At 58.2% G+C, this 24650-nt stretch carries 26 protein-coding genes; 14 read left to right on the forward strand and 12 right to left on the reverse strand.

Annotated elements, in window-relative coordinates:
• The first annotated feature begins 19 nt into the window (after window positions 1-19).
• The 5 genes from surE to rpoS all read left to right on the forward strand — a co-directional run bounded on the left by surE (window position 20) and on the right by rpoS (window position 4741).
• On the forward strand, window positions 20-784 hold the full coding sequence (gene surE / locus DIT71_RS06345; protein ID WP_114612395.1) for a 5'/3'-nucleotidase SurE: 765 nt from the start codon (window positions 20-22) through the stop codon (window positions 782-784).
• Window positions 784-1440 carry a protein-L-isoaspartate(D-aspartate) O-methyltransferase gene (locus DIT71_RS06350; protein ID WP_114612396.1) on the forward strand — a complete coding sequence of 219 codons (657 nt, stop codon included), beginning with the start codon at window positions 784-786 and terminating at the stop codon, window positions 1438-1440. The genes surE and DIT71_RS06350 overlap by 1 nt, the downstream gene beginning before the upstream one ends.
• A 74-nt stretch (window positions 1441-1514) precedes the next feature.
• A complete protein-coding gene (locus DIT71_RS06355) occupies window positions 1515-2408 on the forward strand; it encodes a DUF368 domain-containing protein (protein ID WP_227538024.1) in 894 nt (297 codons plus the stop codon).
• 305 nt (window positions 2409-2713) lie between these two features.
• Window positions 2714-3547 (forward strand): peptidoglycan DD-metalloendopeptidase family protein, encoded by an 834-nt coding sequence (locus DIT71_RS06360; RefSeq protein WP_167507453.1) that lies wholly within the window; start codon window positions 2714-2716, stop codon window positions 3545-3547.
• A gap of 192 nt (window positions 3548-3739) precedes the next feature.
• The gene (rpoS, locus tag DIT71_RS06365; RefSeq protein WP_114612397.1) at window positions 3740-4741 is read left to right on the forward strand and encodes an RNA polymerase sigma factor RpoS; all 1002 of its coding nucleotides are present in this window, start codon (window positions 3740-3742) and stop codon (window positions 4739-4741) included.
• Between the two features lie 83 nt (window positions 4742-4824).
• Here the strand turns inward: rpoS and nth are convergent, their stop codons facing one another.
• From nth to metG, 8 genes are read right to left on the reverse strand one after another with little or no spacing between them, the layout of a single operon-like run.
• Window positions 4825-5466 (reverse strand): endonuclease III, encoded by a 642-nt coding sequence (nth, locus tag DIT71_RS06370; RefSeq protein ID WP_114612398.1) that lies wholly within the window; start codon window positions 5464-5466, stop codon window positions 4825-4827.
• Between the two features lie 28 nt (window positions 5467-5494).
• A complete protein-coding gene (locus DIT71_RS06375; protein WP_114612399.1) occupies window positions 5495-6211 on the reverse strand; it encodes an electron transport complex subunit E in 717 nt (238 codons plus the stop codon).
• A gap of 2 nt (window positions 6212-6213) precedes the next feature.
• Entirely contained in the window at window positions 6214-6915 is a 702-nt protein-coding gene (rsxG, locus tag DIT71_RS06380; RefSeq protein ID WP_114612400.1) for an electron transport complex subunit RsxG, read from the reverse strand.
• 3 nt (window positions 6916-6918) lie between these two features.
• A complete protein-coding gene (gene rsxD, locus DIT71_RS06385; protein ID WP_114612401.1) occupies window positions 6919-7968 on the reverse strand; it encodes an electron transport complex subunit RsxD in 1050 nt (349 codons plus the stop codon).
• 21 nt (window positions 7969-7989) lie between these two features.
• Window positions 7990-9816, reverse strand: coding sequence for an electron transport complex subunit RsxC (rsxC, locus tag DIT71_RS06390; protein ID WP_114612402.1), 1827 nt, complete (start codon window positions 9814-9816; stop codon window positions 7990-7992).
• On the reverse strand, window positions 9816-10397 hold the full coding sequence (gene rsxB / locus DIT71_RS06395) for an electron transport complex subunit RsxB (protein ID WP_114612403.1): 582 nt from the start codon (window positions 10395-10397) through the stop codon (window positions 9816-9818). The genes rsxC and rsxB overlap by 1 nt, the downstream gene beginning before the upstream one ends.
• Before the next feature lie 15 nt (window positions 10398-10412).
• Window positions 10413-10994, reverse strand: coding sequence for an electron transport complex subunit RsxA (gene rsxA, locus DIT71_RS06400; RefSeq protein ID WP_114612404.1), 582 nt, complete (start codon window positions 10992-10994; stop codon window positions 10413-10415).
• A gap of 32 nt (window positions 10995-11026) precedes the next feature.
• A complete protein-coding gene (gene metG, locus DIT71_RS06405; protein WP_114612405.1) occupies window positions 11027-13060 on the reverse strand; it encodes a methionine--tRNA ligase in 2034 nt (677 codons plus the stop codon).
• 162 nt (window positions 13061-13222) lie between these two features.
• Here metG and apbC point away from each other — a divergent pair, with 162 nt between their 5' ends.
• From apbC to DIT71_RS06425, 4 genes are all read left to right on the forward strand, one after another.
• Entirely contained in the window at window positions 13223-14323 is a 1101-nt protein-coding gene (apbC, locus tag DIT71_RS06410) for an iron-sulfur cluster carrier protein ApbC (RefSeq protein WP_114612406.1), read from the forward strand.
• Window positions 14324-14571: 248 nt separating this feature from the next.
• On the forward strand, window positions 14572-15138 hold the full coding sequence (dcd, locus tag DIT71_RS06415) for a dCTP deaminase (protein WP_114612407.1): 567 nt from the start codon (window positions 14572-14574) through the stop codon (window positions 15136-15138).
• 28 nt (window positions 15139-15166) lie between these two features.
• Window positions 15167-15766, forward strand: a complete 600-nt coding sequence (locus DIT71_RS06420) for a YjaG family protein (RefSeq protein WP_114612408.1) — start codon at window positions 15167-15169, stop codon at window positions 15764-15766.
• Window positions 15767-15835: 69 nt separating this feature from the next.
• On the forward strand, window positions 15836-17107 hold the full coding sequence (locus DIT71_RS06425) for a valine--pyruvate transaminase (RefSeq protein WP_114612409.1): 1272 nt from the start codon (window positions 15836-15838) through the stop codon (window positions 17105-17107).
• Window positions 17108-17118: 11 nt separating this feature from the next.
• Here the strand turns inward: DIT71_RS06425 and DIT71_RS06430 are convergent, their stop codons facing one another.
• From DIT71_RS06430 to purM, 3 genes are all read right to left on the reverse strand, one after another.
• Window positions 17119-17949: a DUF3108 domain-containing protein gene (locus DIT71_RS06430; RefSeq protein WP_227537984.1), complete on the reverse strand. Its 831-nt coding sequence runs from the start codon at window positions 17947-17949 to the stop codon at window positions 17119-17121.
• 85 nt (window positions 17950-18034) lie between these two features.
• Window positions 18035-18718, reverse strand: coding sequence for a phosphoribosylglycinamide formyltransferase (gene purN, locus DIT71_RS06435; protein ID WP_114612410.1), 684 nt, complete (start codon window positions 18716-18718; stop codon window positions 18035-18037).
• Complete coding sequence (purM, locus tag DIT71_RS06440; protein ID WP_114612411.1) at window positions 18715-19779, reverse strand: phosphoribosylformylglycinamidine cyclo-ligase; 1065 nt, start codon at window positions 19777-19779, stop codon at window positions 18715-18717. Before purM ends, purN begins: the two co-directional genes overlap by 4 nt.
• A 198-nt stretch (window positions 19780-19977) precedes the next feature.
• Here purM and DIT71_RS06445 point away from each other — a divergent pair, with 198 nt between their 5' ends.
• Genes DIT71_RS06445 through DIT71_RS06465 form a run of 5 tightly spaced genes read left to right on the forward strand, consistent with a single transcriptional unit; the run spans window position 19978 to window position 23782 of the window.
• Complete coding sequence (locus tag DIT71_RS06445) at window positions 19978-21312, forward strand: DUF2066 domain-containing protein (RefSeq protein WP_227537985.1); 1335 nt, start codon at window positions 19978-19980, stop codon at window positions 21310-21312.
• Window positions 21313-21345: 33 nt separating this feature from the next.
• Complete coding sequence (locus DIT71_RS06450; RefSeq protein WP_114612413.1) at window positions 21346-21906, forward strand: CDP-alcohol phosphatidyltransferase family protein; 561 nt, start codon at window positions 21346-21348, stop codon at window positions 21904-21906.
• Window positions 21903-22601, forward strand: a complete 699-nt coding sequence (gene hda / locus DIT71_RS06455; protein ID WP_114612414.1) for a DnaA regulatory inactivator Hda — start codon at window positions 21903-21905, stop codon at window positions 22599-22601. The genes DIT71_RS06450 and hda overlap by 4 nt, the downstream gene beginning before the upstream one ends.
• A gap of 35 nt (window positions 22602-22636) precedes the next feature.
• The gene (locus DIT71_RS06460) at window positions 22637-23434 is read left to right on the forward strand and encodes a ParA family protein (RefSeq protein ID WP_114612415.1); all 798 of its coding nucleotides are present in this window, start codon (window positions 22637-22639) and stop codon (window positions 23432-23434) included.
• Window positions 23435-23443: 9 nt separating this feature from the next.
• A complete protein-coding gene (locus DIT71_RS06465) occupies window positions 23444-23782 on the forward strand; it encodes a YqcC family protein (RefSeq protein ID WP_114612416.1) in 339 nt (112 codons plus the stop codon).
• Window positions 23783-23787: 5 nt separating this feature from the next.
• Here the strand turns inward: DIT71_RS06465 and nadC are convergent, their stop codons facing one another.
• Window positions 23788-24636 carry a carboxylating nicotinate-nucleotide diphosphorylase gene (gene nadC, locus DIT71_RS06470; RefSeq protein WP_114612417.1) on the reverse strand — a complete coding sequence of 283 codons (849 nt, stop codon included), beginning with the start codon at window positions 24634-24636 and terminating at the stop codon, window positions 23788-23790.
• Window positions 24637-24650 lie beyond the last annotated feature (14 nt).

Consider the following 24650-nt stretch of genomic DNA (forward strand, 5'->3'; position numbering starts at 1 on the left):
AAGGCTAGCGGAGAAAATCGTGCGGATTCTGTTGTCCAATGATGATGGCGTTCATTCTCCCGGACTGCAGGCCCTCTATGAGGGGCTTGTCGGTCTGGGGGATCTTGAAGTCGTAGCGCCGGACCGCGACCACAGCGGTGCCAGCAATGCGCTAACGCTGAACCGCCCATTAACGGTTGAAGATCACCCGAACGGATTCCGCTCGGTGGATGGGACCCCTACCGACTGTGTTCACCTGGGGGTAAATGGTCTGTTCGACAAACCGTTTGATCGGGTGGTCTCGGGCATTAATACCCATGCCAACCTCGGGGATGACATCATCTACTCCGGGACTGTCGCGGCCGCTACCGAGGGCAGAAACCTGGGACTACCGGCCATCGCCGTGTCACTGGTCAATGAGGGCCGCTTTCATTACGAAACCGCTGCCAGGGCTGTTCGGGCATTACTGGAGAGCAAAGACACCCTCACCCTCGGCCCCCGCTGCATCCTTAACGTGAATGTTCCGGATGTGCCCTGGGAAGATATCGCAGGGTTCCGCGTTACTCGCCTGGGCCACCGTGATCGTGCCGAGGGCGCGGTTCCAATGACCTGCCCACGGGGCAAGGCCCGTTACTGGATCGGCGCTGCCGGCAAAGGCCGGGACGCGGGCCCTGGTACCGATTTCCACGCTGTTCGCGAAAACTATGTATCGATTACCCCTGTGCATGTAGATATGACCCGGCACGAGGTGCTTGCGCCCTTGCGGGAATGGGTTGCGCTGCTGTCGGAACGGGAGGGGCGCTGATGGTTGCAGAGCTCGACGGTATCGGTATGACGTCCCGCAGAACCCGCATGCGGTTGATACAGAGGTTGGAGGCGGCGGGTATTGCCGATGAGCAGGTGCTGCAGGCAATGTCAGACACACCGCGCCATATATTCCTGGACGAGGCTCTCTCACATCGGGCCTATGAGGATACGTCGCTACCCATCGGCTACAGTCAGACACTGTCCCAGCCCTACATTGTGGCGAGAATGACCGAGGCATTGATGCGGCACAATCCGCGCAAGGTGCTGGAGCTGGGCACCGGTTCCGGTTATCAGACCGCCATCCTTGCGCAGCTGGTGGATCGGGTGTTCAGTGTCGAACGAATCAAGCCGCTGCAGGACCGGGCGCGTGACCGACTGCGCCAGCTTGGCCTGCGCAATGTCATGCTCAAGCATGCTGACGGGGGCATGGGCTGGCCGGACCAGGGCCCCTTTGACGGAATCATTGTGACAGCAGCCCCCCGGGAGATTCCTGCGGAGCTCAAGGATCAGCTCGCAGATGGTGGTGTGATTGTCGCCCCGATTGGTGAGGGCACCCAGATGCTGGTCGAGATGGTCCGGCACGGTGACCGGTTTGAAACGACCGATATCGAGCCAGTGCGTTTTGTACCCCTGCTGGGTGGGGTTGTACGGTGACCCCGGAGACCCAGGCAGAAAATCCTCCCGAGCTGTCCCGTTCCCATCATCCTTTTGCGGTGTTTCTTCGAGGCATGGCGATGGGGGCTGCGGATATTGTGCCGGGTGTTTCCGGGGGTACGATCGCCTTCATTACCGGTATCTATTTCCGCCTGCTGGAAGCTATCGGCGCCGTACCCCGGTCGGTCTTCAGGCACCTGTTCCGTGGCCAGTTGAAGGCATTCTGGCAGGCCTGTGACGGCACCTTTTTGCTCAGCCTGCTGGTGGGCATTGTTGCCAGTATTGCCACGCTGGCCTCTGCGATCAGTTATATCCTGGCGCAGTATCCCATTCTGATCTGGAGTTTTTTCTTCGGCCTGATCGTCGCTTCTGTGTGGCACGTGGGTCGTCAGGTCCGCCATTATGCGCCGGCGTTGATGCTGCCTTTCCTGGCCGGAGCCGTGTTCTCCTGGTGGGTGACCATGTTACCGGCAAGCGAGCTTGAGCCTTCTGCCCTGATCTTTTTCGGGGCCGGTGCCGTGGCCATATGTGCCATGATACTTCCCGGGATTTCCGGCAGTTTCATCCTGGTCATCATGGGAATGTACGTTCCGGTGCTCGATGCTATCCGGGCTTTCGAGATAGGGACGCTGCTGATCTTCGTCGGTGGATGCCTTGCAGGGCTGCTGTCTGTTGCCAGGCTCATTACCTGGGCGTTCAGGCATTTTCATGACCTGGTCCTGGCTTTGCTGACCGGTTTTATGATTGGTGCCCTGAACAAAGTGTGGCCATGGAAGGAGACACTGAGCTGGCGGACCAACAGTGCCGGGGAGCGTGTTCCGCTAAACGAGGCGAGCGTCAGCCCGCTGAGCTATGCTGAAATGGCGGGGCAGGATCCGCAGATTGTGGTGGCAGTCATCTGCGCTCTGTTGGGCCTTTCGCTGGTGTTGATGGTGGAATGGGCCGGCAAGAAAGAAGCGGCCAACTGAATGTCGTGCCGGGCCGAATCAGGCTCCGGGTTGAGGGGTGGTTAGCGGTTCCTGTCGGATAAAGTGTTACTTTTTGGTCATTGAAGATGTTTCGAGGGGTAACAAATACAACAAGCGGGTAACTTGGTTTCCCGGCGAAAATATGCAATAAATTAGTGGCTTACTTACAATATTTATAAACTGCCGTATTTTTTATACGAATTTTAAATAACGGGCATATTTTTATTCTTTTCAGATCAGTGCGTGGGTTTATCATCGCTTCAAAGGCATTCTTCCCGCGGCCCCCTTCCGGTGCCCCCGGTTCTTTGTGTTTGAAAAGGCGGGAGTATTATCGCGTCCTGCTTTTGTCACTGTTAAGCCTGGTGCTCATCCCCGCTGTGCTCAGCGGGTGTAACACCCAGGCCCTCTACCGTGACGACATTTACAACCCGCCCGTGTACTGGGGCCGGCATGTGGTCAAGCCCGGTGAAACTCTCTACAGCATTGCCTGGCGGTATGGTCGTGACTACAGGGAGCTTGGCGATGCCAACAATATAGCGCCCCCATACGATGTCAGGGCGGGGCGGGTGTTGAGGCTGGATGTTCGCGGAAATGTAACATCTTCCGGAGACAATCGGGGTGGCGGCAAGCCAGTGGCTTCATCGTCACCGGCACGTTCAGCCCCGGGTGTTTCCCGCCAGCAAGCCCCCAAACCGGAATCGAAGCCGTCGGTTTCGAGGGCACCGGACAGATCATCGCCGTTGTCGGGTCAGACCCAGACAGTCGCCAGTATCAACTGGCGCTGGCCGCACGTTGGCACCGTAATTGCAGGTTATTCGACATCCGGGAAAGTCAATAAAGGTATTGATATTGCTGGAAAAGAAGGAGACGCTGTCAGGGCGGCGGCAAGTGGTAATGTCGTCTATGCCGGTAGCGGATTACTCGGCTACGGCAACCTGATTATAGTGAACCATAACGAGCACTACTTGAGTGCGTATGCACACAATCGGAAGATTCTGGTGCGGGAAGGGGAGGATGTAAACGCCGGACAGGTCATCGCTGAACTGGGAAACAGCGGAACGGATCGGCCCAGATTGCATTTTGAAATCCGGAAAAATGGCAATCCCGTCGACCCGGCTCACTACCTTCCGTCCCGATGAGTCGGATTTGCAATATGAACCTGATGCCGGTATCAGTAACAGTTGAAATCCAAAAACAAGAACTGGCGGTCTGAACATCGCCGTTAGCTAGCAACAAATGTCCTGAACAAGAAATCGAAAAACAGCAGGCGCTTGCAACAATAACAACGCGCGAGCGAATACCCAGGAACATTGAAAGGCGGGGCAAGAGTTATGTCAGCAGAGCATGAAGAACTCATCATTGATCGTGTATCCGATGTCGAGGATGCCGACGACCAGGTGTTAGCAGAAGACAAGGTAGAAGATAAAGAAACAGCAGAAGCAGAAGCTGTCGAAACAGAAGGCGATATTCCGGCCCAGGGTCGATATTTCACCAGCCAGAAGCAGCTGGACGCCACCCAGCTTTACCTCAACGAAATCGGCTTTTCCCCTCTGCTTACACCGGAAGAAGAAGTGTATTTTGCGCGGCTCGCCCGCAAGGGTGAAGAATCCGGTCGCAAGCGGATGATCGAGAGCAATCTGCGTCTGGTGGTCAAGATCGCCCGCCGCTACGTCAACCGGGGTCTTACGCTGCTGGATCTGATTGAGGAGGGTAATCTCGGGCTGATCCGGGCAGTGGAAAAATTTGATCCGGAACGTGGCTTCCGCTTTTCCACCTATGCCACATGGTGGATCCGCCAGACAATTGAGCGGGCCATTATGAACCAGACCCGCACCATCCGGCTTCCGATACACGTGGTAAAGGAGCTGAATCTCTACCTTCGGGCCGCCAGGGAGCTCACCCAGAAACTGGACCATGAACCATCAGCGGAAGAGATCGCAACGTTGGTTGATAAGCCGGTTGCTGATGTGAAAAGAATGCTGGGTCTGAATGAGCGTGTTGCCTCCATGGATACACCCATCGGGACCGGCGGTGAGAAATCGCTACTGGATACGGTTGCGGATGAAGGTGCATCGGATCCGGCTGATCTGCTGCAGGACAACAACATGTGTTCCTGTGTGGAGAAGTGGATTGACCAGCTCAGCGAAAAGCAGCAGGAAGTCCTGTCCCGTCGGTTTGGCCTGAGGGGCTATCCCATCAGCACCCTCGAAGAGGTGGGCCAGGAGATTGGTCTGACCCGTGAGCGCGTTCGCCAGATTCAGGTTGAGGCGCTTCGTCGCCTTCGCGAAATCCTGGAGAAAGAAGGCCTGTCGGGAACCATGCTTTTCAAATAACAGTCTCCGTATGGCGCAAAAAAAAACGGCTCGCTTTCGCGGGCCGTTTTTTTTTGCGTTTGCCAACTGATAACCAGCCGTTTTCAGTCCAGATAATCCCTTTTCTGTTTGAACTCACAAAGATCCTCGATAATGCAGGCGCCGCATTTGGGCTTTCGCGCGGTACAGGTGTAGCGCCCGTGCAGAATCAGCCAGTGATGGGCGTCCATCAGGAACTCCTTCGGGACCAGTCGCATCAGGCGTTTCTCCACTTCCACGACATTCCTGCCCGGGGCGATACCGGTGCGGTTCGAGACCCGGAAAATGTGCGTGTCCACCGCCATGGCTGGCTGCCCGAAGGCGGTGTTCAGAACCACATTGGCGGTTTTTCGGCCCACCCCCGGCAGTGCTTCCAGATCCTCCCGGCTTTCGGGTACTTCGCCTCCATGCTTTTCAACCAGAATACGGCAGGTCTTGATAACGTTTTCAGCCTTGCTGTTGAACAGGCCGATGGTCTTGATGTATTGCTTGAGCCCGTCAACGCCAAGAGCCAGTATTGCTTCCGGTGTGCGTGCTACCCGGAACAGCTTATCCGTCGCCTTGTTTACGCCCACGTCCGTTGCCTGGGCCGATAATATTACCGCAACCAGCAGTTCGAACGGGCTGGAGTAATTGAGCTCGGTGGTCGGGTTCGGGTTGGCCTCCCGTAGCCGTGTGAAGATCTCAATGCGTTTCTGTTTGTTCATTGGCTCTCAGTCAACTGCAGTAGTGTATTCAGGAGATATTTCCGGTCACCCGCACCCGCTTGCTCCCGGAAGCTGCCGTAGCCGGCGCACTGGCCTTGCGGCGCTCTTCCAGGTGATTGTCGATGCCGTTTTTAAGGGCAATCAGCAGCCCGAGGCCCACGAACGCGCCGGGAGGGAGGATCATGAACAGCATGTCCGGGTAGTCGTCGAACGGGCGGATAACCCAGTCAGCGGCGGCTGGGCCAAGTAGCAGGTTCATGTCCACAAACAGGCTTCCCTGTCCGACCAGTTCACGCATGCCACCAAGAACCACCAGAACTGCCAGAAAGCCAATCCCCATCATGGTTCCGTCCAGCAGGGCAGGCCCCGGTGGGTTTTTGGACGCAAACGCATCGGCCCGGCCAAGGATGGCGCAGTTGGTCACGATCAGCGGTATGAAGATGCCCAGTATCTGGTAGAGCTCGTAGGTGAATGCCTGCATCAACAATTCGGCACAGGTTACAAAGGAGGCAATGATCATGACAAAAGCCGGCAGGCGCACCGATTCGCTGACGAAATTGCGGATCAGCGATACTGCAAGGTTGGAGCCCATCAGCACCATCAGGGTCGCGAGGCCGAGACCAATGGCATTAACAACGGTGCTGGTCACAGCCAGCAGCGGGCACAGCCCGAGTACCTGCACCAGTGCCGGGTTGTTGCCCCAGAGCCCGTCTTGAATGATGTCACGTGACGATTTTGTGGCCATGATCAGGAGTGCTCCGTGTTGGATGATTCGCCGGCAATCGCCTCCGGATTCAGGGTTTTCTCTCTCAGGGACGGAGTATCGTTGAGCCGCTCCCTTATTGTCTGGCGATTCTCGCGGAAGTAGATCAGTGCTTTCTGAACCGCCTTGACCACGGCCCGCGGAGTAATCGTGGCGCCGGTGAACTGGTCAAACTTGCCGCCATTCTTTTTGACGTTCCATTCCCGGTGAGGCGGTCGGCCCAGGGACTCGCCCTCAAAGCTCTTGATCCAGTCCGACTTTTTGGTCTCGATGCGGTCACCCAACCCCGGGGTTTCCCGGTGACTGGTTACCCGAACGCCAAGGATCGTGCCCTGCATGTCCACCCCAACCAGCAGATGTATTTCCCCTGAATAGCCGTCTGGCGCCACGATGGGCATGATCATGCCTACCGGACGATCATTCTGCCGGGCCACCCAGACTGTCAGAGGACCAGACTGCGCCAGGCGCTTACTGGCCGGGAGCTGCACGGTATCCCTCAGCAGGTCGTTGGTATGTTCACTTTCGGGAATAATCTCGAAAAGCGCCTGTGCCTCTGCCCGGGCTGCCTGTTCCTGAATGCGTTCTTCGGTGAATACCTGAGTCACTGCAATGGTGCCACCGGTAATAATGGCGAACAAGCCGAGCCCGATGGCATTGCGACGAATCGATTGAGCAATGGCGGCCATAAATTACCCCTGACTGCCCGGGACACCCCGGCGTGGCTTGTGATGACCGTAAGTCCGCGGTGGTGTGTAGTGGTCGATGAAGGGGACGGCAAAGTTCATCAGCAGAACGCTGAAGGCTACCGCGTCCGGGTAATTGCCCCAGGTGCGGATCAGGTAGATCAGGATGCCGATTCCCGCGCCATAGATCAGTTTGCCCTGATGACTGGTGGCGGCCGACACCGGATCAGTGGCAATGAAGAAGGCGCCGAGCATGGTGCCGCCTGCCAATACATGAAGTGAGAGGGGGGCATACAGGTCGGCATCGTTACCGAAGGCCAGGCTCATCAGCACAAGACCGCCAAGAAAACCGGCCGGTATATGCCAGCTGATGATACGTAGAAAAATCAGCAGGAGCCCGCCGGCAAGAAAAGCCGCATTGACCCATTCCCAGCCCCTGGCGATCCCGTCGCCGAATGTGGGATGGGTGAGTACCTCGGTCGCTGTGTGGCTGGCGATCTTGTGCTTGTACTCATCAAGGGGTGTTGCCATGGTCCAGCCATCCACCGCGGTCTGCTGGCCAGAGGCAATGGTTGCCAGGGTTTCGCCGAAGCCCGGGGCGCCTTCCCAGAGCATGGCCGGTGCCGCCCAGTTAGTGGTCATTGCCACCGGAAACGATACCAGCACCAGCGCATAGCCCACCATTGCCGGGTTGAAGGGATTCGACCCAAGCCCGCCATAAAGCTGCTTGGCGACAACAATGGCGGAAACAACTGCCACCGCCGACACCCACCAGGGTGCAAATTGCGGTAGGGACAAACCCAGCAACAATCCTGTAACCGCGGCCGTGTTGTCTCTGAGAAAAAAGCCGATCGGCTTCTTCCTGAGTCGGAGCAAGGCCGCCTCGGAGGCAATCGCGACGCCGATGCAGAAGAGCACGTTGATCAGGTTGCCCCAACCGAAAAACAGAGTCTGGGCGAACAGGCCGGGGAGTGCCGCGATCATTACCCACAACATGACGCGGGATGTCGGCCGGGCACTGTGGGCATGGGGAGAAGACTGCTGAACAAACGCCATGAATGTCGTGCCTGATGTCGTTTAGTGGGTGGACTGCGATTCGGCAGGCCGATCTGCCGGCTTGCCACGGGCTTCGGCAAGGGCTTCCTCGGCCCGCTTTACCCGGTCATGGTTCTTGGCAACGGCGCGTTCGAGCTTCTCTACGTTATCAGCCTGCTGGGCTTTCGCCTCTTCAAGCATGCCCTGCATGGTTTCCAGTTTCGACATGGCGTTGCTCAGTTGTTTTTCCAGATCCTCAATGTCCGGCTGTTCCTCGGCAGCCTTGGCCGGTGCCGGAGATTGGGCGGCCTCGGCTTTTGCCTTCTTGCGGGCCAGAGCCTGTTCGACCAGAGCGGACTTCGCCGATCGTTCATCAACCGCCTCACCGTCTGCTGCGGCTTTTTCCGCTTCGGCTTTTTTCTTCGCCTGGGCCTCGGCGGCGGCTTTTGCCCGTTCCCTGCGGCGAAGTTCTTTCTCTTCCTGCTCACGCTCAAGGCGCGCCTGGCGTGCTTCGAAGCGTTCCCGGGCACGGTCCGATTTCAGCTGTTCTGCCCGCTGAACCCGGATCTCGTCCTTGGCAAAACGATAGTACTGGACCAGCGGGATTGAGCTCGGACAGACGTAGGAGCAGGCCCCACATTCGATGCAGTCGAACAGGTTCAGGTGTTCGGCTTTTTCAAACTCGGTGGCCTTTGAGTGCCAGAACAGCTGCTGTGGCAGCAGTTCCATGGGGCAGACCTCGGCACAAAGGCCGCAGCGGATACAGGGTTGTTCCGGCGGTGGCGCCGGAAGCTCAGCGGCTGTCGCCGCAATGATGCAGTTTGTGGTTTTAATGACCGGGACAGCTTCGGTTGTCAGCGTATACCCCATCATGGGTCCACCGAGAACCAGGCGGCTGAGCCTGTCCTGCTGTACGCCTGCCTGCTCCAGCAGGTACTCGATCGGTGTGCCAATCAGCGCCTCAAAATTACCCGGTTCGTCGATAGCGTCGCCGGTGATGGTTACAACTCGGGCGATCAACGGTGTGCCCTGGAAGACCGCCTGCGATACAGCAACGGCGGTTCCGATGTTCTGGCACATAACACCGATATCCGCGGGTATGCCACCACTGGGCACCTCCATGCCGGTCAGAATCTGGATCAGCTGTTTCTCGCCACCGGATGGGTACTTGGTTGGCACAACCGCGATTTCGGTCTGGGTGCCCTCGGTTGCCCTGCGCAGAGCGGCTATGGCTTCCGGCTTGTTGTCTTCAATGCCGATCACGCAGCGTTCCGGACGAAGAATCCACGCCATGACCTTCAGCCCGGCAACAATCTCCCCGGCTTTTTCCCGCATGGTCATGTCATCAGCGGTGATGTAGGGCTCGCATTCAGCACCATTGAGTATCAGGGTATTGATCTTGCGGTCACGGGGTGGCCGGAGCTTGATGCTGGTCGGAAAACCGGCGCCGCCCATGCCGGCAATGCCGGCATCGCGGATGATCTCAAGAACCCGGTCACGGCCTAGGGCGCGGAAGTCGCTCAGTGGATGCCGGGAACACCATTGGTCCTCACCATCCGGCTTGAGCGTGATACACCAGTCAGCCATGCCCGAGGGGTGGGGAACCGGATGCTCTGCAATGCTTTCGATGATGCCAGAGGTGGGCGCATGCACGGGAACGCCCATGCCGGTCTGGATATCCGCGACTTTCTGGCCTTTGAGGACCCGCTCTCCGACTTCGACAATGGGTTCTGCCGGATCCCCGATATGTTGCTGAAGTGGCAGAATCAGCCGTTCCGGAATGCCGGAGCGGCGGATCGGGCGAGCGGTTGAGATGTCTTTGTGCCCGGGCGGGTGAATGCCGCCTGCGAAATCCCACAATTGCGTCATCAGGCACTGGCTCCCTGGCGATCGGTGGCGATGATTCCCCCCGCCGCCGGCGGCGTCCAGGTCCAGGAACGGATATCCGGCTCCACCGTGATCATGTCTATGCAGTCCACAGGGCAGGGCTCCACGCACAGGTCGCAGCCGGTGCATTCGCTTTCAATGACCGTATGCATGTGCTTGGCGGCGCCAAGAATGGCGTCTACCGGGCAGGCCTGAATGCATTTGGTACAGCCAATGCATTCGTCCTCACGAATCACGGCCACTCGCTTTACCTGTTCAACCCCATGCTCGGCATCCAGGGGTTCCGGCTCAACATCCAGCAGGTCCGCAAGGGCCTTGATGGTGGTTTCACCGCCGGGAGGGCACTTGTTAATGGGGCCGCCTTCGGCGATGGATTCGGCATAGGGGCGGCAGCCAGGATAGCCACACTGTCCGCACTGAGTCTGTGGTAACAGGGAGTCAATCTCGTCTACCAAAGGGTTGCCTTCCACCCTGAAACGCTCAGCGGCGAAACCCAGCAGGGCACCGAACACGAGGGCCAGGGCCAGAAGAACCAATACGGCAACAAGAACGCTTGTCCACATAAACCCGCTACTCCATCAAACGCTCACCAGGCCGCCAAAGCCCAGGAACGCCAACGACATCAGCCCGGCGGTCACCAGCCCGATCGCGGCCCCGCGAAACGCAACCGGCACATCGGCAACAGCGATACGTTCACGCATGGCGGCAAACAGGACCAGAACCAGAGAAAAACCGGCGGCAGCGCCAAACCCGTAAAGAACCGACTCAACGAAGTTATTGTTTCTGTTTATATTGAGGAGCGCGACCCCGAGTACGGCACAGTTTGTGGTGATCAGGGGCAGGAAGATACCGAGCACCCGATAAAGCAATGGGCTGGTTTTGCGGACCACCATCTCGGTGAACTGCACGACGACGGCAATCACCAGGATAAAAGTGATGGTCCTGAGAAACGCCAGGTCCAGAGGTTCCAGCAGATAGGTATAGGCAAGGTAGCTGCACACCGACGCCAGCGTCAGCACGAAGGTGGTGGCCAGAGACATGCCCATGGCGGTTTCCAGCTTCCCGGAAACGCCCATGAACGGGCACAGGCCCAAAAACTGAACCAGCACGAAGTTGTTCACCAGAATGGTGCTGACCAGAATCAGCAGATATTCGGTCATTCGCCTTGCTCCCTTGGCCCGGCAGCCGGCGCCTACATGATGCGCATGCCGGGCGTGGCACCGGAGTCCGGAGACAGGATAAAGATATCCTCACCACCCGGGCCTGCGGCCAGAACCATGCCTTCGGACATACCGAACTTCATCTTCCGCGGCTTGAGGTTGGCAACCATCACGGTCAGTCGCCCCTCGAGATCCTCAGGCCTGTAGGCAGACTTGATACCAGCAAACACGTTGCGTTCGCCATGCCCCACGTCAAGAGTGAGCCGAAGAAGCTTGTCTGCGCCTTCCACATGCTCCGCTTTCACTATTTTAACAACCCGGAGGTCAACTTTCGCGAAATCCCCGAATTCGATCTCGTCGGCGATCGGCTCAACATTGGCGGCAGGCGCCGGCTTTCCAGTCGCTGCAGGCAGTTCTTCCCGGGAAGCGTCCAGCATTTTTTCAATCTGGTCCATGTCCACACGGTTCATCAGCGGCTTGAACTTGTTGATGCCATGGTTTTGTAGTCTCTGCTCCCGCTTGTTCCAGTCCAGTGGGGCATTGAGAAATCCTTCCGAGGCTTTTGCGGTTTGCGGAAGTACCGGGGCCAGGTAGGTCATCAGTAAATGGAACATGTTGATGGCGTTGGTACAGATGGCTTGCAGGTTATCGTCCTGACCATCCTGTTTGGCGATTACCCAGGGCTGCTCATCGTTCACGTACTGGTTGGCGATGTCCGCCAGCTCCATGATGCGACGCATGGCGCGCCCGAATTCCCGTGCCTCGTAGAAGTCTGCGATTTCATCCCCGGCATCAATGAACTCTTTCAGCTTGTCGTGCTCGGTTACGTTACCGAGCTGGCCGTCAAAGCGCTTGGTGATAAACCCGGCGCTGCGGCTGGCAATGTTCACCACCTTGCCGACCAGGTCCGAATTAACGCGTGCGGCGAAGTCTTCCAGGTTCAGGTCCATGTCATCGACGCTGCCAGTAAGCTTGGCGGCGAAGTAGTAGCGCAGATACTCGGGATTCAGGTGGTCCAGGTAGGTGCGGGCCATAATGAAAGTGCCCCGGGACTTGGACATCTTCTTGCCATTCACCGTCACAAAACCGTGGGCCCAGACCGCACTTGGCGTGCGGAAGCCGGCACTGTGAAGCATGGAGGGCCAGAACAGGGCGTGGAAATTGATGATGTCCTTGCCGATGAAGTGATACACCTCGGCGGTGGAGTCCGCTTTCCAGAAATGTTCGAAATCAATGCCTTCACGGTTGCACAGATTCTTGAAGCTCGCCAGGTAACCAATGGGGGCATCCAGCCAGACGTAGAAATACTTGCCCGGCGCATCCGGAATTTCGAACCCGAAGTAGGGTGCATCGCGGCTGATGTCCCATTCCTGGAGTCCGGCATCCAGCCATTCGGCCAGTTTATTGGCCACCTGGGGCTGCAAAGTGCCGCTGCGGGTCCAGTTGGCGAGAAAATCCGCAAACGCCGGCAGGCGGAAGAAATAGTGCTCGGATTCCTTCTCGATGGGCGTGGCGCCGGACACCGCCGAGCGGGGGTCGATCAGCTCCGCTGGGGTGTAGGTGGCACCACAGGCCTCGCAGTTATCGCCGTACTGGTCTTCGGTCTTGCACTTGGGGCAGGTGCCCTTGATGAAACGGTCCGCCAGGAACATGTTCTTTTCAGGATCGAACGCCTGGGTGATCTTGCGGGTGGCAATGTGGCCGTTTTCCTGCAGCTGGCGGTAGATGTACTCCGAGAACTGACGGTTTTCCTCGGAGTGGGTGGTATAGTAGTTGTCGAAGCGGATATGGAAGCCGCCAAAATCCTGCTGGTGCTCTTGCCGGATACGGTCGATCAGGTTTTCGGACGAGATGCCCTCCCGCTCGGCCCGCAGCATGATCGCAGTACCGTGTGCGTCGTCCGCACAGACGTAGTAGCAGTTCTGACCACGCATTTTCTGATAGCGCACCCAGATATCGGTCTGAATGTATTCCAGCAGATGGCCCAGATGGATGGGGCCATTGGCATACGGCAGGGCGCTGGTTACCAGAATATCGCGCTGTTGCTTTGAACTCGCTTGCGTCATGTTTGGTCCGAACCTTCATTCGTCAGGAGTTGGTCGTTCTCGTTAACCGGCCTTATCGGGAATCAAAACTCCTTATGGCCAGAAACGGGCACAGATGATACCTTCCAAGCAAAGTTTTTTCACCCGAAACACCTGCTTTCAGCGCTTTATCCGGAGACTCCGATGGCTCAGATTTCACAGCACGCCCTTGAAACTGCCGTAAAACAGTACCGCGACCCTTACCTGGGAAAGGACCTGTACGAGCTGGGTGCAGTGAAATCCCTGGCCGCAGACGACAGTGGCAAAGTCACAGCCATGATCGAATTGCCGTATCCCTCCAGGGGGATCGCCGGGGCGCTTAAAGAATTGCTGACTAACGCCATTGACGACGTGGAGGGCGTTGACAGTGTCGATGTACACGTGGGGCAGCGCATTCACTCCCACAAAGGCCAGAAAGAGATCCAGTCGGTGCCCGGTGTCAAAAATATCATCGCCGTTGCCTCCGGCAAGGGCGGCGTGGGCAAATCCACCACCGCTGTCAACCTGGCCCTGGCCCTGCAGGCCGAAGGCGCCCGTGTGGGCATACTGGATGCCGACATCTACGGCCCCAGCATCGGCATGATGCTGGGCGTGCCCGAGGGCAAACGCCCGGACACCCACGAGAACAAGTACTTTATCCCCATGGAAGCCCACGGCCTCCAGGCCAACTCCATGGCTTTCGTGGTCACCGACAAAACCCCCATGGTCTGGCGCGGCCCCATGGTCAGCGGCGCCGTCATGCAACTGTTGCAACAGACCCTGTGGAACGAGCTGGATTATCTGATCATCGACATGCCCCCGGGCACCGGCGATATCCAGCTCACCATCGCCCAGAAAGTCCCGGTCACCGGCGCGGTGATTGTCACCACGCCCCAGGACATCGCCTTGCTGGATGGTAAAAAAGGCATCGAAATGTTTCGCAAAGTGGAGATTCCGGTGCTGGGTGTAGTGGAAAACATGAGCGTCCACATCTGCAGCAACTGCGGCCACGAAGAACCTCTCTTCGGCCACGGCGGCGGCGAACGCATCGCCGAAGAATACGGCACCACATTGCTGGGCCAGCTACCGCTGCACATGACCATTCGCGAACAGACCGACGGCGGTAAACCCTCGGTGGTAGCGGAACCGGACTCGGAAGTGGCAAGACGCTACAAGGACATCGCCCGCCGGGTAGGGGCGGAACTGTCAACGAGAGAAAGAAACCTCACCGGCTCCATCTCCAGCGTCTCCGTAACCGAACACTGATCCCGGTAAACAGGCTGATCCACGCAAACTGTCAGATCGCGGCTGTGGAGGGGGCGGGTTTGAAACTGTGAAAAACATGGATGTTTTTCTCAAGCCTACATGGACGTATTAACGGCGTGTTTCAAACCCGCCCTCTTCGCAGCCGCAGCCCCCAAGCTAAAGGTGGAATTCAGCAGGCCAAAGCTTCGACAGACAAAAACCGAACAGGTAAACTACCGCCTCTTTTTTATGGATACGAGACGTCACCCATGAGCATCAAATCCGACCACTGGATTCGCCGGATGTCCCGGGAACACGGAATGATCGAGCCTTTTGAGTATGATCAGGTCAGTGAAACCGGAAAAGGCCGCGTAATTTCCTACGGCACCTCCAGCTACGGCTACGATGTCCGTTGTAGTAACGAATTCAAAATCTTCACCAACGTCCACTCCGCCACCGTGGACCCGAAGAACTTCGACGAAAACAGCTTCGTCAACTACACCGGCGACGTCTGCATCATTCCGCCAAACTCCTTTGCCCTGGCCCGCACCGTGGAATACTTCCGTATCCCCCGCAGCGTACTGACCATCTGCCTCGGCAAGTCCACGTATGCCCGTTGTGGCATCATCGTCAACGTCACTCCCCTTGAGCCGGAGTGGGAAGGGCAGGTGACCCTGGAGTTTTCCAATACCACCAACCTGCCGGCCAAGATCTACGCCAACGAAGGCGTCGCCCAGATGCTCTTCTTCGAGTCTGATGAAGTCTGCGGTACCAGTTACAAGGACCGTCGTGGAAAATATCTGGGACAAACCGGCGTCACCCTGCCGCGCGCATGAATGCCTTTATTCCCGGGAGAGATCCACAGTGAATGCCAATCAGTTTCTGAAAGCAGTATCACAACTGCAGGGCTGGCGGGAATTCACCTTCCTGATGGCCCTCGCGGAGCGCTCCTTTCCCAACTACGCCCTGTTCGCCGATGCTGTCGAGCTGAAAACCGGCGCCAAAATGCGTCAGTTACTCGATCTGGGCTGGGAAATGCTGCAGAAAGACGCTTCCGAAGCGGCCATTCCCCAGCTGTTGGCAAAGCTGGAGGCCCTGTCACCGGACGTGAATGCCTACGACGCCTATGGCGTCTATCCGGCTTTTGATTTCTGCCAGCTGCTGGAGCAGGCCCTGCTGAACCGGCTCAACCCGGGCAAGCATCGCGCTACCGAGGCCTCGCAGATGGCTACCGCAACAGTAGTTAACTTTATTGAGCTTTCCGAGGGGGAACACCTGGAGGAAGATGAGCTGGTGCGACTGCTGGAGCAGCACCCGCTGATGAAAGAGGACAAGGTCTTTCAGCGTGACCTGATCCTCGCTCTCAAGCGCCAGCGCACGCCCACCAGCCAGTTTGTTGAGCGCATCCGGGAGGATGCCGCCAACGAGGGCGTGAGCAACCTCGGCATTTCCCTGAACGACTGACCGGCGGCACTGCCGGCTCTGTCCTACACTGGGACTACAACCCGTTTTGGACTGGTACCCACAAGCACCATGAAACTCTCTTCGTTCGGCCGAAAATTCACCGCGGATGCGGGCATTACCTCCCTGATGGATGACCTTGGCAACGCCCTGGCATCCGGTGACGACATGATCATGATGGGCGGGGGTAACCCCGGTCACATCCCCGAGATCCAGGCGCGGGTTCAGCAGATCCTGGCGGATATGGCCCGCAGCGAGGGAGACACCCGGCGTCTGGTGGGCATATACGATCCGCCACAGGGTGAAAAACAGTTTATTGCCTCGTTGGCGGAGCTGTTGAACCGGGAGTATGGCTGGGGGTTGAAGCCAGAGAATATTGCCTTGACCAATGGCAGCCAGGCCGCCTTTTTCATGCTGTTCAACATGTTTGGTGGTGACTATGGCAACGGAGTACGCAAACACATCCTGCTCCCCCTGGCACCGGAATACATCGGTTATGCCGACGCAGGCATTGAGCCCGGGCTGTTCCACGCGGTGCAACCGGATATTTCCTTCACCGACGCCCACGAATTCAAGTACCGCGTGGATTTTGACGCGGTTGAAGTCACTGGTGAAACCGGCGCCATCTGCGTGTCCCGCCCGACCAATCCCACTGGCAATGTAGTCACCGATGACGAGCTGGCCCGCCTGGAAGCGCTGGCACGCCAACACAACATTCCCCTGATAGTGGATGGCGCCTACGGTACGCCTTTCCCGAACCTGGTATTTGTGGATGCGACCCCCCACTGGAATGAGCAGGTAATTCTCTGTCTCAGCCTGTCAAAGTTTGGCCTGCCGGCGGTACGTACCGGTATCGTTATCGCGGCGGAGCCGGTAATCAAGGCATTGTCGGGTATCAACGCCATCATGAATCTGGCCACTGGCAGTTTTGGTGCGATGTTGGCGGAGCCCCTTGTGCGCTCCGGTGAAATCCTGTCCCTCAGCCGGGATGTAGTCTGTCCTTTCTACAAGGCCAAGATGGAGCGGGCGGTTGCCGCGTTCCGTGACGCCATGGGTGAGGACAGTTGCCGCTGGTACGTCCACAAGCCCGAGGGTGCCATGTTTCTCTGGCTATGGTTTCCGGACCTGCCGATTACCAGCCTGGAGCTGTATCAGAGGCTGAAGGCCAGGGGTGTGCTGGTGGTATCCGGGCACTATTTCTTCCCGGGCTTGCCGGAGGATGGCTGGCGCCATCGCCATGAGTGCCTGCGGGTTACCTACTCACAGGACGATGACCGGGTTGCCGCAGGGTTGCGGTTGATTGCGGAAGAAGTGAAGGCAGTCTGGTCTGCCGTCAGTCCATAGGCTGGCGCTGGTCAGGGTCCGACCGTAGCATCGTCAATGGTCAGCTCGTACCTGCTGCCGTCCGGCTCCACCTGCAGGAATCTGACCAGCAGGTTGTTCCGTTCCGGCGCGAACCACATCAGGGACTGTCGCTTGCTGTCACTGTCACGGACTTTCTCTGCCTTGAGAGTTTTGTAGGTGTCGCCATTGACGCTCAGTCTTTCCTGATCAATGACTGCGAACTGATCGGTGTCGTAGTCGCCCTTGTCGATGACCCGGTATTCCATCTCACGCTTGCCGGCCTTGATGTCCTGGCTCAACTGCAGCTGGTAACCCATGGGGTCCAGCGTGCCTTCTTCCAGTTCCAGCGAAAAACTATCGCCCCGGTGGTGACCGCTGACCACCATCTGATCCCAGTCAAAATCAATGGCCTGTTCCCGGGTCTTGATCAGGAAGCCGGAGAGCTTGTACCGGTAACGCAGGGGGATTACCCGATTGTTCTCCCAGCGAAAGATCAGGGATTCATCGATATCGGCAATGAAGGAGTCGACATCGGTACGGAAGCGCCAGGTGCCGTCATCCCGCTGTTCGAGAATGCGGCGGGCGCTGCCGCTGAGGGAAATGCCCCTGTCCATGGATGCGTTGTAGCTGAGCTCCATGGGAAGGAGAGGAATGTCTTCCGCGCTTTGCGAAGCATCCGCACCTTCTAAAGCATCCGCAATTTCCGGGGCCTGTTCGCTTTCTGGCGCCGGGACTTCGCCTGAACCTTGAGGTTCCCCCGACGCCTGCGAAACATTGGCGCCAACTAGCAGCATCCAGGCCAGTATGGCTGACAGGATTGCGTAGCTGCGTTTCAGGGTCATAGACCTTCTCCGGTATGACAATGGCGACTGTAGCCGTATATGGACAGTCTAACGCGCGTGATTGCTCCCGGAGATGACGATAAAGTCACTCGGCTGACGCTTCAGGGCCGTCGTCCGGAAGCACCATGGGTCCATTCAGAGGCTGGCCATCGAACACCACGTAATCGGAGCCAAGCTGGATGCGACCTTCACAGAACCAGCGTACAACGATGGGATAAAGCACGTGCTCCCTCTGCTGGACCTTCTCGGCGAGGGTCTCTGGGGTGTCGTCCGGGGCCACGGTGACCTCTGCCTGGGCGATAACCGGGCCGCCATCCAGTTCCTCGGTGACAAAGTGAATGGATACACCGTGCACCTTGTCGCCCGCCTCCAGTGCGCGCTGATGGGTGTTCAGCCCGGTGTATTTCGGCAGTAGGGACGGGTGAACGTTCAGCAGGGTGCCCCGCAATGCCTGTACAAAATCCCTGGTCAGAATGCGCATGAAGCCGGCGAGCACAATCAGATCCGGGTTGCGGCGGCGGATCTCGGCCATCAGCGCGCCGTCGAATTCCTCGCGGGAGCCATAACGGGTATGGTCCACGGTGAACGTGTCAATGTTCGCCTGTGCCGCCCGTTCCAGAGCGAAGGCCTTGGGGCGGTTGCAGCCAACAGCGACAATCTTGCCCGGAAAGTCCCGCTCACGGCTGGCGTCGATCAGGGCCTGCAGATTGGTGCCGCTCCCGGACGCGAGAACCAGGATACGGGGTGCGGTTACGGGATCTGCCTTCATGCCGACAACAGCCCTGGCGCATAGCGAACCGATGCTGAAGAACCAGAGTCTTCCGCCGACTCAATGACGCCGATCTGCCAGACTTTCTCTCCCAGTGCGTTCAGGGTGTCCACGGCCAGCTCCCGCTGGTTGGCCGGGATGCATACAATCATGCCAACGCCGCAGTTGAAGGTACGGTACATCTCGTCGCTGGCAACCCCGCCGGCGTCTTTCAGCCACTGGAAGATGGGGGGCAGCTTCCAGCTGTCGGTGTCGATTGCAGCAACCATGCCGTTGGGAAGTACCCGGGGAATGTTTTCCGGCAGGCCGCCTCCGGTGATGTGGGAAAGTGCGCGGACATCGACTTCGCGGGCCAGTTGCAGCAGATTTTTCACGTAGATACGGGTTGGCGCCATCAGCGCGTCTGCAAGGGTGACGTCGGCAATGGTCTGGTTCAGGTCGGCGTTGCTGACTTCGAGGATCTTGCGAATCAGGGAGTAGCCGTTGGAGTGAGGGCCGGAAGAGCCCAGTGCCAGCAGGACGTCTCCAGACTGCACGCGGCTGCCATCGATGATTTCGCTGCGTTCGGCAACACCCACACAGAAGCCGGCCAGATCGTAATCGTCGCCTTCATACATGCCGGGCATTTCCGCAGTTTCTCCGCCCACCAGCGAGCAGCCCGCCTGTTCGCAACCGGTGCCGATGCCTTCAACGACCTGGGCTGCCACATCCACGTTCAGTTTGCCCGTGGCGTAGTAATCGAGGAAGAACAGCGGCTCTGCGCCGCCTACAACCAGATCGTTAACGCACATGGCAACAAGGTCGATGCCGATGGTGTCATGTTTCTGAAGCTGCATGGCAAGCCTGAGTTTGGTGCCTACTCCGTCTGTACCGGACACCAGGACTGGCTCATGGTAGCCCTGGGGGATGGCAACCATGGCGCCAAAACCACCGAGGCCGCCGAGAACCTCCGGGCGGCGTGTGCGCGCGGCGGTATTTTTGATCCGTTTGACGAGTTCGTTTCCTGCGTCAATATCAACGCCGGCGTCACGATAGGTGAGGGAGGGCTTCTGTTCGCTCATGGGGTGCTTAACCGTTTGGACAATGGATCAGGCGGCGGATTTTAACAGGTGCGGGGTGGCGCTCCAAATGCAATTGCCATGTTTGCCGCTGTGCCAGCGTACACAGGTTGTGTTGACTTTCTGCAATCCCGGTTAGCTACTCACACCAGGGGGGTTGGTGTATCCTATGCGCCATTCAGACGAATTTCAGGGTGTTTCATGCCAGACTCAGGAAAAATCTCGATGCGGGCAGCGCAGATAATCCGTCGGTCAATGCAGATGTTCGGTCTGTTGGCGCTGATAGCCGCTCCGGCTGCCGCCGTTACCGTCACCGGACTGTATTCGGTGGAAGTGCCGGTGGCGAGCTCCCAACCGGAAGATTTGGAGCAGGGGTATGCGGAGGGCCTGAGCCGTGTATTTGTGCGAGTTTCCGGGACCAGGGACGTACTTGGCAATGACGGCGTCGACGCATTGCTTAACGATGCTGAGTCCCTGTTGCAGTCCTATCAGTTCCTGCGTTCAGATGAGAACAACCATCGTTTGCGCATGTCCTTTGGCGCTGTAGGGGTCAATCGGGCACTGGCGTCTGTTGATGCGCCCGTTTGGGGAGCGAACCGACCTCTCACCCTGGCATGGATTGCGGTCGAGGAGAGTGGGCGACGCACGCTCGTGCACGCTGACGCGGAAAACGGCGGAGCGGATAATCAGTGGCGGAAGGTATTCCAGGACGCGGCTATTGACCGTGGCCTCCCCGTAAGTCTTCCCCCGGAGGATTTCCGGCAGGACAGAGAACTGCTGTCTGATATCTGGGGGCAGTTCACCTCCAGTCTCAGAAGCGCCTCGGAAGAGCTGGAGCATGATCTGATATCGCTGGTGCGTGTCAGCCGGTCAGGCTCCCAGTGGCGGGCCGGGTGGGTGTTTGATGGCATGGGCCTGGATAGCACGGAGCAGTCAGTCACCGCTGATACCAGGGAAGAGCTGGCAGCCAGGGTTATCGGACGCTGGGCCGAAATGTTTGCGGATCGCTACGCGGTGGCCGGAAGCGATGTCGGCGAATCGCCGCAGGTCGATATTGTGGTGCATGGTGTGACCACACTGACCGATTACGCCGGTGTGAGTAGTGCGCTCGAGAAGTTGTCCCCGGTAACAGACGCTGGTGCCACCCAGGCCAGAGCCAGCCAGTTGAAGTTACGGGTTGTTTTTTCAGGGGAAATGGAGCAGCTGAAACAGTACATAGCGCTGGATCCCCGCCTGGTGCCGCTGTCTGATGCGGAAGTATCCCGGATACCGGTCAGCGAAAGCAGTGATTCTGGAGGCGGCAGCGATTCCGCTGAATCTGGCTCCGAGGAGTCAGTTGTGCAGACGCCCGAAGGCGGCGTCGCTCTGGCCGAGGACAGTGCCGAGAACACCAGTGCTACTGCCAATCCCCTGTTTGTCTATGAGCCGTTGCTGGTCGATGAAGAGGAGTCGGAGCAGGCATTCGAGTCACTGTACCAGGTGCTGCACTACCGGTGGCAGCCGGCTTCAATCATTGACCCGGAAAACGGAGAGTAATTCCCGGGTGTCGCAAGGAGAGGGAGGCGTGTCATGACGACGCAACGCTGGCGCTGGATTCCCAATGCCCTGACGTTTCTGCGTATCATGATGATTGTTCCTTTTGCGGCTGCCCTCCTGGCCACGGAATACCGGCTTGCCCTGGTGATCTTCTTTTTGGCGTCGGCCACCGATGCGATTGACGGCTTTCTTGCCCGTCATTTCGACTGGCGGACCCGGTTGGGCGCGATTGCGGACCCTCTTGCCGACAAGGCTCTGCTGATAACGGCTTACCTCATGCTTACCCTTACCGGTGTACTGCCGCCATGGCTGTTCGGGCTGGTGCTGGGAAGGGATCTCGTAATTGTTGGTGGCGGGCTGGCTTTCCACTACGGGGTTGGTCGTTTTGATTTGCAACCCTCGATCCCCGGTAAACTCAACACGCTGATCCAGATACTGGTCGCGCTGGCGATTATGGTTCTGCTGGCGGGCTTGCCCATGCCGTCGTGGGTTCTCGATGCGGGAATTCTTCTGGTGGCGGTTTCCGCCGTGTTCAGCGGGGGGCACTACATTGCCGTCTGGAGTCTGAGGGCCTGGAGGATCAAGAGACAGTGAGTGCATCCCAACTGGCGCTGGGCGTGAAGCTACGTGACGACGCCCGCTTTGATAATTTTCACGGAGACAGAAACGCAGCGGCGGCAGCCCGGCTGAGAGACGTCTGTGAGAGGGCTGATCCGATGCCGGTCGTTGCAGTCTGCGGCGACGCCGATACCGGCAAGAGTCATCTGTTGCAGGCCGTCTGTCACCTGGCCGAGCGTCGTAACCAGAGTGCCGTGTGCGTCAGTGTGAACGAACTCTTGCCGTTCGGGCCCGAGGCGCTGGACGGCCTTGAGCACCAGTCGGTGATCTGTCTGGACGACCTCGACCTCATTGTCGGCCAGGAAAGCTGGGAAGAAGCCGTCTTCCATCTGTACAATCGGGTAAACGATCGCGGCAGCCTGATGGTTGTCAGCTTGTCGGAAGTGCCCGGCGAGCTGCCATTTCTGTTACCGGATCTGGTATCAAGGCTGCGCCACGGCTTGACGATTCAGCTGGGAATATACCGGGATGATGACCGGTTGCGAATTCTGATGGCCCGGGCAGAACAGCGTGGACTGGTTCTTGGCGATGACGTCGCGGTCTATATTCTAAGGCGTGCGCCGCGGAAGCTTGCCGATCTGCTGGCGATTCTGGATCGCCTGGACGAGAACTCATTACGTGCCCAGCGGCGGCTGACGATACCCTTCGTCAAGTCGGTGATGGGTTGGTAGGCGATTAAATACAGGGAAAAGGTCAGGGGAAAAAGATGAGACGAGTAGTGTTCAATCAGAAAGGTGGTGTGGGTAAATCCAGTATTACCTGTAACCTGGCGGCCATCAGTGCCGCCCGGGGCAAGCGCACACTGGTCGTCGACCTCGACCCCCAGGGCAATTCAACCCATTACCTGCTGGGTAGGCCGGCAACGGAACTGAAAGACACCGTAGCGGACTACCTGGAGCAGATGGTGGCGTTTACGGTGTTTAACCGGCGCGCCGATGAGTTCGTTCACGCCTCACCCTTCGACAACCTGTTTGTCATGCCGTCCAGCCCGGAACTGGACTTTCTTGAACACAAGCTGGAAGCAAAGCACAAGATTTACAAATTGAGGGAAGCGCTCAAGAAGCTGGGGGAATCGTTTGACGAAATCTATATTGATACGGCGCCGGCGCTGAATTTCTATTCCCGTTCCGCTCTGATCGCAGCACAAAGATGCCTTATTCCCTTCGACTGTGACGATTTTTCACGCCAGGCGCTCTACAGCATCCTCCAGGAAATCCAGGAGCTCCAGGAAGACCATAATGAAGACCTGGTGGTGGAGGGGATTGTCGCCAACCAGTTCCAGCCGCGAGCCAGTTTGCCCAAAAAACTGGTTCGCGAACTGATGGACGAGGGCCTTCCGGTATTGCCGGTAAGACTGTCCAGTTCGGTCAAGATGAAGGAGTCCCACCAGAGCCGTCAGCCTCTGATCCATATGGCTCCCAAACACCCACTGACAAGGCAGTACGAAGACCTGTACCGGGTGCTTCATGGAGAAGCTGTCGATCTGGAACCACTGGCCGACTGAGAGCGAATTATGGCAACACAGTCCGATCATATCGCCCAGGTAGCCGATCGCCTGCTGCAGATCGAGATCGAGTTGCGGCAGATGGGGGCCTGGGAAAGCGATCCGCCACCTGATGAGGCACTGCAAAGCGCGAAACCGTTTGCGGTGGATACGCTGGAATTCACCCAGTGGCTTCAGTTTGTGTTTGTCTGGCGCATGAAAGTCCTGATCGAAAATCAGCAGCCGCTGCCAGAGGTATCCGGTATGGCGCCTATGGCCGAGGAGCATTTCCGGGGCCGGGCCGAATCCGGTCGCGGCCTTATCCGGGAACTGGCGGAGATGGACCGGCTGCTGTCCGGGCGGTCCTGATCCGTTCAGCTGGTCTCTTCCAGCCGCATGGAGAGATCCACGGCCCGGACATCCTTGGTCAATGCCCCGATGGAAATATAGTCCACGCCCGTTTCTGCGACCGGCACCAGGGTCTCGCTATTTATGCTGCCCGAGGCCTCCAGCCTGGCGGCACCGGCGGTGCGGGTAACCGCTTTTGTCATATCCTCCAGCGAAAATTCATCCAGCATGATAATGTCCGCGCCGGCGGCAAGGGCCTGCTCCAGCTCTTCGGGGTTTTCGGTTTCCACTTCCACGGGACGGCCAGGGGCAATGCGGCGGGCTTCTCTTACCGCGTTGGCGATCGAACCGCAGGCGGCGATATGGTTTTCCTTGATCAAGAACGCGTCCCAGAGGCCGATACGGTGATTGTGGCAGCCGCCGCAGGTTACCGCGTATTTCTGGGCCAGTCTCAGGCCCGGAAGGGTTTTGCGGGTATCAAGCAGTCTTACACCGGTATGGGCGACCCGGCGCGCGTATCCGGTGCATACAGTGGCGACACCTGAAAGCATCTGCAGCCAGTTCAGGGCCGCCCGCTCGGCGGTAAGCAGGCTGCGGGCGGGGCCGTCCATGGTAAACAGTAACTGGTCCGGAGACACTTCGTCCCCGTCTTTGACCTGCCAGTCGAGAGTAACTTTCGGGTCCACCTGCCTGAATACCTCCTCAACCCAGGCCTTGCCGGCGATGGTGGCGGTTTCACGAGTGATCACCCGTCCCCGGCTTATCCGGTTTTCGGGTATCAGCATGGCGGTGATGTCACCCTCTCCGATGTCTTCCCGGAGGCTCTGGGCGACGGTTTCTACGCGTGATTGGCGAAGCAGTTCTGCTGGAATCATGGTTGTGGGTTCCG

The organism is Marinobacter vulgaris, from assembly GCF_003344045.1.
In the GTDB taxonomy this organism is placed as follows: Bacteria; Pseudomonadota; Gammaproteobacteria; order Pseudomonadales; family Oleiphilaceae; genus Marinobacter; species Marinobacter vulgaris.

What these genes read in the sequence shown, in the direction of transcription:
- dcd (WP_114612407.1), top strand. Translation starts at nt 14,572, where the DNA reads ATGAGCATCAAATCCGACCACTGGATTCGCCGGATGTCCCGGGAACAC.
- DIT71_RS06375 (WP_114612399.1), bottom strand. Translation starts at nt 6,211, where the DNA reads ATGGCCACAAAATCGTCACGTGACATCATTCAAGACGGGCTCTGGGGC.
- apbC (WP_114612406.1), top strand. Translation starts at nt 13,223, where the DNA reads ATGGCTCAGATTTCACAGCACGCCCTTGAAACTGCCGTAAAACAGTAC.
- nadC (WP_114612417.1), bottom strand. Translation starts at nt 24,636, where the DNA reads ATGATTCCAGCAGAACTGCTTCGCCAATCACGCGTAGAAACCGTCGCC.
- nth (WP_114612398.1), bottom strand. Translation starts at nt 5,466, where the DNA reads ATGAACAAACAGAAACGCATTGAGATCTTCACACGGCTACGGGAGGCC.
- DIT71_RS06430 (WP_227537984.1), bottom strand. Translation starts at nt 17,949, where the DNA reads ATGACCCTGAAACGCAGCTACGCAATCCTGTCAGCCATACTGGCCTGG.
- rsxB (WP_114612403.1), bottom strand. Translation starts at nt 10,397, where the DNA reads ATGTGGACAAGCGTTCTTGTTGCCGTATTGGTTCTTCTGGCCCTGGCC.
- metG (WP_114612405.1), bottom strand. Translation starts at nt 13,060, where the DNA reads ATGACGCAAGCGAGTTCAAAGCAACAGCGCGATATTCTGGTAACCAGC.
- DIT71_RS06465 (WP_114612416.1), top strand. Translation starts at nt 23,444, where the DNA reads ATGGCAACACAGTCCGATCATATCGCCCAGGTAGCCGATCGCCTGCTG.
- purM (WP_114612411.1), bottom strand. Translation starts at nt 19,779, where the DNA reads ATGAGCGAACAGAAGCCCTCCCTCACCTATCGTGACGCCGGCGTTGAT.
- rsxG (WP_114612400.1), bottom strand. Translation starts at nt 6,915, where the DNA reads ATGGCCGCCATTGCTCAATCGATTCGTCGCAATGCCATCGGGCTCGGC.
- DIT71_RS06450 (WP_114612413.1), top strand. Translation starts at nt 21,346, where the DNA reads ATGACGACGCAACGCTGGCGCTGGATTCCCAATGCCCTGACGTTTCTG.
- rsxC (WP_114612402.1), bottom strand. Translation starts at nt 9,816, where the DNA reads ATGACGCAATTGTGGGATTTCGCAGGCGGCATTCACCCGCCCGGGCAC.
- DIT71_RS06350 (WP_114612396.1), top strand. Translation starts at nt 784, where the DNA reads ATGGTTGCAGAGCTCGACGGTATCGGTATGACGTCCCGCAGAACCCGC.
- rsxD (WP_114612401.1), bottom strand. Translation starts at nt 7,968, where the DNA reads ATGGCGTTTGTTCAGCAGTCTTCTCCCCATGCCCACAGTGCCCGGCCG.
- rpoS (WP_114612397.1), top strand. Translation starts at nt 3,740, where the DNA reads ATGTCAGCAGAGCATGAAGAACTCATCATTGATCGTGTATCCGATGTC.
- DIT71_RS06460 (WP_114612415.1), top strand. Translation starts at nt 22,637, where the DNA reads ATGAGACGAGTAGTGTTCAATCAGAAAGGTGGTGTGGGTAAATCCAGT.
- DIT71_RS06355 (WP_227538024.1), top strand. Translation starts at nt 1,515, where the DNA reads ATGGCGATGGGGGCTGCGGATATTGTGCCGGGTGTTTCCGGGGGTACG.
- DIT71_RS06445 (WP_227537985.1), top strand. Translation starts at nt 19,978, where the DNA reads ATGCCAGACTCAGGAAAAATCTCGATGCGGGCAGCGCAGATAATCCGT.
- rsxA (WP_114612404.1), bottom strand. Translation starts at nt 10,994, where the DNA reads ATGACCGAATATCTGCTGATTCTGGTCAGCACCATTCTGGTGAACAAC.
- purN (WP_114612410.1), bottom strand. Translation starts at nt 18,718, where the DNA reads ATGAAGGCAGATCCCGTAACCGCACCCCGTATCCTGGTTCTCGCGTCC.
- DIT71_RS06425 (WP_114612409.1), top strand. Translation starts at nt 15,836, where the DNA reads ATGAAACTCTCTTCGTTCGGCCGAAAATTCACCGCGGATGCGGGCATT.